At 66.0% G+C, this 5,662-nt stretch carries 4 protein-coding genes and 1 pseudogene; all 5 read right to left on the bottom strand.

The genetic code is table 11. From position 1 onward, the window contains the following. A pseudogene (locus GPA_RS05210) lies at nucleotides 1–1,244 on the bottom strand (phosphoribosylformylglycinamidine synthase); the annotation flags it as partial. A 12-nt stretch (nucleotides 1,245–1,256) separates the two neighbouring features. Next, the gene (locus GPA_RS05215; RefSeq protein ID WP_049784021.1) at nucleotides 1,257–1,913 is read right to left on the bottom strand and encodes a hypothetical protein; all 657 of its coding nucleotides are present in this window, start codon (nucleotides 1,911–1,913) and stop codon (nucleotides 1,257–1,259) included. Between the two features lie 74 nt (nucleotides 1,914–1,987). Further along, on the bottom strand, nucleotides 1,988–2,860 hold the full coding sequence (locus GPA_RS05220) for a phosphoribosylaminoimidazolesuccinocarboxamide synthase (protein WP_041239141.1): 873 nt from the start codon (nucleotides 2,858–2,860) through the stop codon (nucleotides 1,988–1,990). A gap of 86 nt (nucleotides 2,861–2,946) precedes the next feature. After that, nucleotides 2,947–4,542, bottom strand: a complete 1,596-nt coding sequence (locus tag GPA_RS05225; protein WP_227154827.1) for a HAMP domain-containing sensor histidine kinase — start codon at nucleotides 4,540–4,542, stop codon at nucleotides 2,947–2,949. A gap of 54 nt (nucleotides 4,543–4,596) precedes the next feature. Beyond that, nucleotides 4,597–5,307: a response regulator transcription factor gene (locus tag GPA_RS05230; RefSeq protein ID WP_015539178.1), complete on the bottom strand. Its 711-nt coding sequence runs from the start codon at nucleotides 5,305–5,307 to the stop codon at nucleotides 4,597–4,599. Nucleotides 5,308–5,662 lie beyond the last annotated feature (355 nt).

Raw genomic sequence — 5,662 nt, forward strand, 5'->3', positions numbered from 1 at the left:
CCGATCTCCATGCGCTTGGCGGCGTAGCCGGGATGGTACAGCTCGTTCACCTGGCCGGTTGCCAGGCCGATCTGGTTGCCGTATGACGAATAGCCCGCCGCCGCCGTGGTCACCAGCTTGCGCTGCGGCAGCTTGCCGGGCAGCGTCTCGCTCACGGGCACGAGCGGGTCGGCCGCGCCGGTCAGGCGCATGGCCTGGTACACGTAGCTGCGCCCGGAAAGCGGGTCGCGAATAGCCCCGCCTACGCAGGTGGCCGCGCCGCCGAACGGCTCGATCTCGGTGGGATGGTTGTGCGTCTCGTTCTTGAAGAGGTACAGCCAGTCCTGCTCCTCGCCGTCCACGTCCACCTTCACCTTCACGGTGCAGGCGTTGATCTCCTCGGACTCGTCGAGCCCGGTGAGGATGCCCTTCGCCTTCAGCCAGCGCGCGCCGATGGTGCCCATGTCCATGAGGCACACCGGCTTCTCGTCGCGGCCGAGCTCATGGCGCATGGCCAGGTACTTCTCGAAGGCGGCGCGCACGGCCTCGTCGTCGATCCGCACGTCGTCCAGCACGGTGCCGAATGTGGTGTGGCGGCAGTGGTCGGACCAATAGGTGTCGATCATCTTGATCTCGGTGATGGTAGGGTTGCGCCCCTCCTCCGCGAAGTAGCGCTGGCAGAACGCGAGGTCGGCCAGATCCATGGCCAAGCCGCGGTCGGCAATGAACGCCGCGAGCCCCGCCTCGTCCAGATCGAGGAAGCCCTCCACCGTCTCCACCATGGGCGGCACGGGCTGCTCCATGTGCAGCGTCTCACGCGGCTCGAGCGACGCCTCGCGCGCCTCGATGGGGTTGATCACGTAATGCTTGATGGCGGCCACGTCGTCATCGGCGAGCGCGCCCTCCAGCATGTACACCTTCGCGCTGCGCACCTCGGGGCGCTCGCCCTGGCTGATGAGCTGGATGCACTCGCTGGCCGAGTCGGCACGCTGGTCGAACTGCCCCGGCAGGTACTCCACCGCGAACACCGCCGCGCCGTCCGCGGCCGGCATCTCGAGCGTCGCCACGTCGGACTGCGGCTCGCTGAACACCGTGGGCACGCACTGGGCGAACAGCTCGCCCGTGATTCCCTCCACATCGTAGCGGTTCACCAGGCGCAAGCCTTCGAGCCGCTCGATTCCCAATATGTCGCGCAGCTCGTGGGCGAGCTGCTGCGCCTCCACGTCGAAGCCGGGCTTCTTCTCCACATACACGCGAGAAACCATGAAGACTCTCCCTTACTTTTTCGAACCCTTAGGGGACTGGCCCTTGGCGGCATCGGCCGCCTCGGCCTCCTGCTTCTCGGCCTTGGCCTGCTCGGCCTTCGACAGACGGAAGCCGCTGCCGAACAGGCTGCGCTTCTTCGGCTTCTCCTCCTCGGCGGAAGCCTCGGCACCTTCGATCTGCTGCGCTTTCTGGGCGGCCTTCTGCTGCTTCTCCAGGGCGCGCTGCTCCTTGGACTTGCGGCCTTCCATCTCCTCCTGGTAGGCGCGGCGCACCTTGCGGATCTTCGAGAAGTCCACGTACAGGGCGCCGATGATGCAGACGTAGGCCGCGCCCAGCATGACGTAGCTCACGGCGTCGGGGAACCACGAACGGCCGATCCAGGACAGCGCCGTCGCGGCGATAGCGCCGATGAGCAGCGCCCACCATATCTTGCGCAGGCGCTTGTACTGCGGCGTGGGCGGATTGTAGTACTTGCGGTCGAGCTCGCCCTGCTTCTGCCGGGCCACCTTCTTCTCGGCCTTCTTCTGCTGCTTCGTCTTCTCCTTGGGCTGCACGCGCACCGACGCGGCCGCCTTAGACTTCGGCTTCATGGCCGCTGCGCTCTTGCGCGTCTGACCGCGGTGCTCGTCGGTCTGGTAACGGTCGTTCATGGGGTTGCGTTGGGACATGGGTTGTTGCTCCTTCAACGACGGAATGCGCGCAGCCCCTTTGGCCGCACGCATTCCGCTCGACTGACACTCCTTTAGTACGCGAACTTGCGTCCGGTGATACGTTCGTAGGCCTGGATGTACTTCTCGCTCGTCTTGTCGATGATGTCCTGGGGCAGGCGGGGCGGGTTGCCCTGGCGGTCCCAGTTGGCGGTGAGCCAGTCGCGCACGAACTGCTTGTCGAAACTGGGCTGGTCCTTGCCTTCGGCGTACTCGTCGCCCGGCCAGAAGCGGGACGAATCGGGCGTCAGCACCTCGTCAGCCAAAATGATCTGGCCGTTCAGGCGCCCGAACTCGAACTTCGTGTCGGCGATGATCACGCCGCGCTCGGCCGCATGGTCGCGCGCCGTGGTGTACACCTTGAGCGCGAGGTCGCGCAGCTGCGAGGCATCGTCCTCGCCGATGATCTCCACCAGGCGCTCGAAGCTGATGTTTTCGTCATGGTCGCCGATCTCGGCCTTCGTGGACGGCGTGAAGATGGGCTCGGGCAGCTTCGAGGAGTTCACCAGGCCCTCGGGCAGCTCGATGCCGCACACCGTGCCCTGCTTCTGGTACTCCTTGAGGCCGCTGCCGGCCAGGTAGCCGCGCACGATGCACTCGGCGGGGAACATGTCGGCCTTCTTCACCAGCATGAAGCGACCGCGCAGGTAGTCGGCGTAAGGGCGGAACTGCTCGGGCAGGTCGGCCACGTCGGCGGATATCAGGTGGTTCTCCACCACGCCGTCCAGAAGCTCGAACCAGAAGCACGACAGCTGCGTGAGCACCGCTCCCTTGTGCGGGATCTCGTCCTCCAGAATGTAGTCGAACGCGGAGATGCGGTCCGTCGCCACCAGCAAGAGCTTGTCCCCCAGGTCGTAGAGGTCGCGCACTTTACCTTGTGCGTCGGGCTTGATGTCCATTCCGGTCATTGCTGCTCTGTCCTTTCATCGACACGCCGGGCGCTCTCCTCGGGCGGCGGCGTTTTTCATGCGCGCTTCATTATCGCGCAGTTTGGCTATCTGTGCCCCTTCGGGCGCTGTTTTTCTTTGCCCTTCGCAGCCTTCGGCACCTTTGTCTGCTTGGGTTTCTGCTGGCGCGCCTTGGGCGTGCGGCCCTCGTCGTACAGCGGGATGTGGATGGTGAAGCAGGCGCCTTCGTCCTTGCGGCCCTCCACCTGCACCCAGCCGCCGTGGCGATCGACGATCTCCTTCACCACGGCCAGGCCGATGCCCAAGCCGCCGCTCTCGCGGTTGCGTCCGGCGTCGGCGCGCCAGAAGCGCGAGAACACCATCTTGCACTCCTCGGGCGTCAGGCCGATTCCCGTGTCGCGCACCGCGATGGATGCCATGAGATCGCCCCGCTTCACTTGCACGGTGATGTGCCCGCCCTCGGGCGTGTAGCGCACGGCGTTCGAGATGAGGTTGGCCGTGGCCTGGCGTATCATATCGGCGTCGCCCAGCACGCGCACCCCCTCGTCGGCCTGGTACTCCAGCGTCAGGCCCGAGTCGGTGACGAAGGCATCGTGCGTGGCGATGATGCCGCTGATGAGCTGGCCCACGTCCACGACCTCCTCCTTCATGGGGTTCGCGCGGTTCTCCAGGCGCGAGAGCTTCAGCAGGGAGTCCACCAGGCGGCTCAAGCGCTGCACCTCCGAGTTCACCGTCTCCAGGTGCTCGGGGTCGGCCTCGAACACGCCGTCCACCATGGCCTCCACGGTGGACTGGATGGCCATGAGCGGCGTGCGCAGCTCGTGCGCCACGTCGGTGGTCAGGCGCCGCTCCAGCTCGCGGTCCTTCTCCACCGAGTCGGCCATCTCGTCGAAGGTCTCGCCCAAACGGGCGATCTCGTCTTCGCCGTGCAGATCGGTGCGGGCGGACAGGTCGCCCTCCTTGATGGCCTTAGCCGTCTTGGTCATGCGGTTGATGGGGCCCACCAGGTTGCGGGCGAACAGGAAGCCGATGCACGAGGCCAACAGGATGGCCATGGCCGCCGCGAAGAACATGGCCTGGTAGGACTTGTTGCGGAACTCCTCGTCGGTGGAGCGCAACAGCGTGTCGGAGCCGAGCACCCACACGCTCACCGAGCCCACGGCCTGGGTCATCTCGTTGTCGGGGCTCTTCACCTCGATGGGCACCGTGACCATCTGCTCGGGCTTGGCGTGCTTGGGCACGAGCGACACGCCGCCGGCGGCGTCCTCGCCGTTTTCGACGAGCGTGGAGTCGAACACCACCGACTGGTCGGTGTTCGCAGGCACCGTGTTGTCCACGACGCGCATGCCGATGCTCGGCGTGACGTTGACCATGTAGCGGGCGGGTGCGAGCGTCTGTGCGTCGAACGTACCCGATTTCTCGTAGTTCGCCGCGATGTCGTTGGCCACGGACTCGGCCGTGGACACCATGTTCTCGCGCGTGTACGTTTGGAAGTGCTGCTCCCACACGAACGACACCACGCCGATGGCCACGAGCGCGGTCATGGCCGCGATGAAGGCGAACGCCGCCGTCACGCGCGTCGTGTACGACAGGTTGTCCCAGCCCGGACGCTTGCGCTTGCCCGCACCGGCGTCGTCCGCGCCCGCCTTGCCAATGGGTCCGGTCGTCGCCGAGTCTTGCACGCTTCGCTCCTCCTGCACGGTTATGCGATCACGCTCGAGGCGCTCACGCGGTGCTTACTGCTGGACTTTGGTCGGGTCTTCGAAGCGGTAGCCCACGCCGTGCACGGTGTGCAGCCACTTCGGGCTGCGCGGGTTGTCGCCGATCTTCGCGCGCAGGTTCTTCACGTGGCTGTCGATGGTGCGCTCGTAGCCTTCGAAGTCGTAGCCGAGCACCTTCTCCACCAGCTCCATGCGCGAGTACACGCGGCCAGGGTAGCGCGACAGCGTGGTGAGCAGCTTGAACTCGCTGGCCGTGAGGTCGATCTCCTCGCCGTTGACGAGCACCTTGTGGCCCGACACGTCGATGGTGAGCTCGCCGAACTCCAGCACCTCGCGCTGCGGCTCGCTGTCGGCGTGCACGCGGCGCAGCAGGGCACGGGCGCGGGCCACGAGCTCGCGGGGGCTGAAGGGCTTCACCAGGTAGTCGTCGGCGCCCAGCTCCAGACCGATGATGCGATCCTCCACCTCGCCCTTGGCGGTGAGCATGATGATGGGCACGTCGGAGTTGTCGCGGATGGCGCGGCAGACGCGCTCGCCCGGCACGCGGGGCAGCATGAGATCCAGGATCACCAGGTCGAAGTGGTGCTTCGAGAACTCCTCAAGGGCCTCCTGGCCGTCTCCGACCGCCGTCACCCAGTAGTTCTCGCGCTCGAGATAGGCCGTCACCGCGTCACGGATGGCCTTCTCGTCTTCAACAAGCAGTATACGTCGCGTCTCGTTGCTCATGGATACCACCTCAAGTCGTCACCGGCTCGGATCCCACCTGGCCGCGTATCCCATACGCGCTCCGCTCCGAGCGTTCAGGTCGTGTTTGCGTTTATTGTAGCAATTACCCCTGAAGCAGCTGGAACCTGTGCGGGAAATGACACAATATCCACCATGGTAACCCGCAGATCAACACATGCCCACCACGCGAAACCCAGCCGCGTCGGCGCGCGCAACGCCCAGCGCCGCAACGCAATGCCGGGCGGCGGCACCTACGCCGGGGGCAAACCCGATTCCTGCGGCGGGCACGTGGGGAATGTGGGCGGTTTCGGCAGCGGCGGGCTGGGGGCATCGGGCGCATCGCGACCGGCCGCCC

Source organism: Gordonibacter pamelaeae 7-10-1-b (assembly GCF_000210055.1).
In the GTDB taxonomy this organism is placed as follows: domain Bacteria; phylum Actinomycetota; class Coriobacteriia; order Coriobacteriales; family Eggerthellaceae; genus Gordonibacter; species Gordonibacter pamelaeae.

Bases quoted from the DNA above. Each gene is read 5' to 3' on its own strand.
- GPA_RS05220 (WP_041239141.1), bottom strand. From the start codon at position 2,860: ATGACCGGAATGGACATCAAGCCCGACGCACAAGGTAAAGTGCGCGAC.
- GPA_RS05230 (WP_015539178.1), bottom strand. From the start codon at position 5,307: ATGAGCAACGAGACGCGACGTATACTGCTTGTTGAAGACGAGAAGGCC.
- GPA_RS05215 (WP_049784021.1), bottom strand. From the start codon at position 1,913: ATGTCCCAACGCAACCCCATGAACGACCGTTACCAGACCGACGAGCAC.